The sequence below is a fragment of the Paenibacillus sp. OT2-17 genome, assembly GCF_009827695.1.
GTDB lineage: Bacteria > Bacillota > Bacilli > Paenibacillales > Paenibacillaceae > Paenibacillus > Paenibacillus polymyxa_B.
In genome coordinates, this window is the sequence record NZ_WUDQ01000337.1 from 1 (window position 1) to 3,985 (window position 3,985).

The following is a 3,985-nucleotide window of genomic DNA, read 5'->3' on the forward strand; positions in this document are numbered from 1 at the left end:
GCGTTTAAAAATAAATATCCTAATTAAAAAGGATGAATTATGAAATATTCATCCTTTTTTCTGTATTAGCTGCTCGCAATGAAGCAATCTACTGGTCAAGATATTTTTTCTTTTTTTGAATCTTTAATTACATTCTTATTTTTATCTTTACTCTTATCTTTATTTTTGTCTTTATTTGTATCTTTGCTTGGGACGGAGACTTTCCTTTTTTCATTAGCCATTCGCCAATAGCTTAACACGTTACGGTACATGGACTTATCTGTTAATTGGTTAAAAATATATGGGTCCGGCTTCGTATTCACCTCAATGATCCACGGGATAAAGCGATGATCCAGTCCAATGTCCACACCAATTTGCCGGAAATTCGGATATGTTTTTTGCAGTTGTTTGGCGATGGTAAGACCCAGTTCATTTAGTTTCTTGACCAGCTCCGCCTGTTTGCTTTGCGATAAATGGGATTTTAGTAACTGCTCCAAGGCCATCGGCTTACCACCACTATGATAGTTAGTCACGATTTTACGGGGATGACCAAGACGTCCAATAATTCCGGTAGACTCCCATAGCCCTTTTTCATTACGCTGCACCATGACCCGAATATCAAAATATCGCATTTGATGGCGTAGTAAATGGATTCCCTTTTGAATGAGATAACTTTTCTTCCCCGTATGTTTCGATAGACTGGTATATAGTGCATCCAAATGTTTAAATTCTTGACGCGTTTCCTCATATTGATAGGCGAAACGCTGGCCGGCCTCCTGCTCTACTCTCATTACACCTTTACCAAAGGTACCTCGCTCGGGTTTTACATAGACCATACTGTACTTCTCCAGCATTGACTTCAAATTTGCTTTGTTATATTTGCGGGTTTCGGGTACATAAGGTTTGATGCTGCCATGCTGGAGCAACAATTGGGTTTTATACCATTTGCTGCGCAACGCCTGCGCTTGTGAAGAATTCACTTGCCCCTCTCCTCTCTACTCTCAGGTAGAACGCTCCTGTTAAAAAAGATCAATCTATCGTATGCGCTAACTCCCCATTCGAAGCTTCATCAGCCCTGTCCTGCATAGAAATGGACGTTTGACCTTGCCCGGTCGAAAACGCCTGTCCAAGCATACGATATTGGGAGACGCTGGGAGCGTATATTTGCACATATAGGGAGTGAATAACATGTCAGCGCAATCGGATGGGCCACGAGAGGGTTCCCTTACAATCGATATTCTGATTCCCGCAATTGATAAAGATATTGCCACACTACCGCTGGTGATTGACAGTCTGCGCCGTCACGTGCAGCACCGAATTGGAACTATTTATATCGTTTCACCGCAAAGCACCGGGATTCGCCGTCTGTGCGTAAACAAGAAATGTACATTTATAGACGAAAAAACGGTGCTGCCCATCACCAAAAAACATATTCATTACGGGACAACGCGCTGGGACCGCTCAGGCTGGCTGTATCAACAATTGCTCAAAATGAATGGCGACAAAATCAGTAAGGCCTCTTTTTTTCTCGTCATTGACGCGGACACGATTTTGATTCGTCCACATACGTTCCGTAAAGACGGAAAAACGATTTTTTACTACCGCAGCTGGAGCCAGCCTGAGTATTTTCGCACCTATCACAAGCTGATAGGCGTTAAAGCTCCCTCACCAAAGTCCTTTGTTACTCACTATATGCTTTTTGAAAAAGCTCGGCTTACCCAGCTCAAGCAAGTTATCGAGGCCCGACATGGAAAACCTTGGTACAGCGCAATTATCCACAGTATAGACCGGACAAAACAGTTTGGGTTTTCCGAATATGAAACGTATGCCAACTATTTATACAGCAATCAACCCTCTCGGATGATTTTGCGCAAGTCATTGAATAAAGCGCTTCATAGTCGGGCTTCTTCCCTGTCGCAAAAACAATTGGATGTGTTGGCCAAGAGCTATCGCTCCTTATCTTTTCATCAACGCAAGGTGTACCAGCTTGCTCCAAAAACAAAGATTGAATCATCGCTAAAATAGTTCTTAAAATCCTGCAAAATGATGCATTCCAAATGGATCTGCATTGAAGGAGGAAACGTCCGTGCGCATCGTATTGTTATGCGGTGGTGCCGGAAAACGGCTATGGCCACTATCCAACGAAATCCGGTCGAAGCTGTTTCTCCGGTTGTTGTCCGCTCCTGACGGGCGAAAGGAATCTATGCTCAGCCGGGTGTACCGTCAGCTCACCTTAGCCGGGCTGGATTCCTCAGCCCTGCTTCTGGCTCATCGGAGTCAGGTAAATCTAGCCTTTCGCCATACAGAAGGTCGTTTGCCCGTTCTAGGCGAGCCTGCCAAACGGGGAACCTTCACCGCAGCTGCACTGGCGGCTGCTTATTTTCACACCAGAGGCACGGGGCTGGCTGAAGTTCTCTGCATTGCTCCAGCGGACATGTATGCAGGGGAGGATTTCTTCCATAGCATAGCAGCGCTCTCCGGCTTATTGCTTGAGAGCGGAGCCGATCTGGCTATGCTTGGGACAAGGCCTACTCATCCCTCCAACCAATACGGCTATGTCGTTCCGGGTCTGCAAATGATACGGGAAGGGAAAACTTCTTATGCGCAAGTTGCCCGCTTCACAGAAAAGCCGGATCTCTCCGGGGCACAACAGCTTATTCATCAGGGCGCGCTGTGGAACTGTGGTGTTTACGCTTTTACATTACGGTATATGCTGTCCTGTATGGAGCGAAGTTATTTGCCGCTGAACGATAAAGCATTATGCGCAATGTATGATAGCCTCCCGGTTCGCAGTTTTGATGAGGAGATTGCAGAGCGTGCCGAACATGCCATCGTCCTGCCCTACGATGGCGAATGGCACGACATCGGCAACTGGCAGGCCCTAACAGAGCAGCTAAGCAGCCAAGTGATCGGGCGTGGACAGATTAGTGGTCAGACTCTTGGTACGCACATCGTCAATGAGCTGCCCTATCCAATTCATGTCATTGGCGTGGAAGATATTATTGCTGCTGCGAGTCCCGACGGCATTCTCATTGCGTCCAAGAGCCATGCCCACGTAATCAAGGAGCAGCTAGGTAAACTTCAACTTCACCCTATGCATGGTGAAACCTCTTGGGGCAGTTACCGGGTGCTGGACGAATTTGATCATCGGAGTCTGAACGATATACTGGCCATACGGCTGACGGTACTGCCAGATCACCGCTTGAATGGCCGTATTCACGGCAGTGGACTTAAAGTATGGACGATTGTGTCCGGTCGTGGAGAGGTCATGCTGAACGGAGAACGTTTTGCTGCCGCAAGCGGTTCTGTATTTAGCATACCGGTTGATACGTATCACACGATCCGTGCCGATCAGGATACACCACTGGAGCTGATTGAGGTACGTCTGGGGAACAGCTTGGTGAATGCCTTCTATAAATCCGAGGCCTGACAACACATAGATCAGGATTTTGCAAAATTCGATTCCAGTCGCTCCAAAGTGCAATATATAGACGAACTAGACCATTTCGATCTATATATTGTTCATTGGAAGTCGCTTATTGGATTTTTTGCAAAATCCTCAGATATAACATAGCACGCTACGGATTCTGAACGGAGGTCGCACATAATAAATCGCTCCTGAGCAAGGTGAAAAAATCCTTGCTCCAGAAGCGATTTTATTTTGTGATGCCATATTTTCTTGAGATAATAGTTCTAACCTTGGCAGATAAATATACCTCGTTGCCTTTGACTATTCCGGCTTCTTTTAAAAAATGCCGGACGATCTCTAACTGATAGTGTATGCGTACTTTCTTGGGCAGGCTCCAACCCGTTTCCACGGTAACCGCGCGTGCACCTAAAATGCGGGCTGCAGCAGTGCGGGAGGAACCTGGGAGCTCATGCAGCCGAATGTTGAAATGTCGGTCGCTCACCTGGATGGAGCGATTCATTCGCTTAATAATCCGGCGAACCGCAGGAACCACCGGATTGGCTTTGTTGGTGATTAGCGTTTGACCAAGCACCTTGG

General features: G+C 46.5%; 3 protein-coding genes and 1 pseudogene. 2 read left to right on the forward strand and 2 right to left on the reverse strand.

Annotation, left to right across the window (positions count from 1 at the left end; all coding sequences use genetic code 11):
• Positions 1-95 precede the first annotated feature (95 nt).
• On the reverse strand, positions 96-959 hold the full coding sequence (locus GRP75_RS20685) for a YheC/YheD family protein (RefSeq protein WP_160790240.1): 864 nt from the start codon (positions 957-959) through the stop codon (positions 96-98).
• A gap of 208 nt (positions 960-1,167) precedes the next feature.
• On the opposite strand from GRP75_RS20685, the gene GRP75_RS20690 reads away from it, so the two are divergent.
• Together GRP75_RS20690 and GRP75_RS20695 are read left to right on the forward strand one after the other, a co-directional pair.
• The gene (locus tag GRP75_RS20690) at positions 1,168-2,004 is read left to right on the forward strand and encodes a DUF6492 family protein (RefSeq protein ID WP_023988468.1); all 837 of its coding nucleotides are present in this window, start codon (positions 1,168-1,170) and stop codon (positions 2,002-2,004) included.
• Between the two features lie 61 nt (positions 2,005-2,065).
• Positions 2,066-3,409: a sugar phosphate nucleotidyltransferase gene (locus GRP75_RS20695; protein WP_160790241.1), complete on the forward strand. Its 1,344-nt coding sequence runs from the start codon at positions 2,066-2,068 to the stop codon at positions 3,407-3,409.
• A 226-nt stretch (positions 3,410-3,635) separates the two neighbouring features.
• Here the strand turns inward: GRP75_RS20695 and GRP75_RS20700 are convergent.
• Positions 3,636-3,985: pseudogene (locus GRP75_RS20700) on the reverse strand (deacylase); the annotation flags it as partial.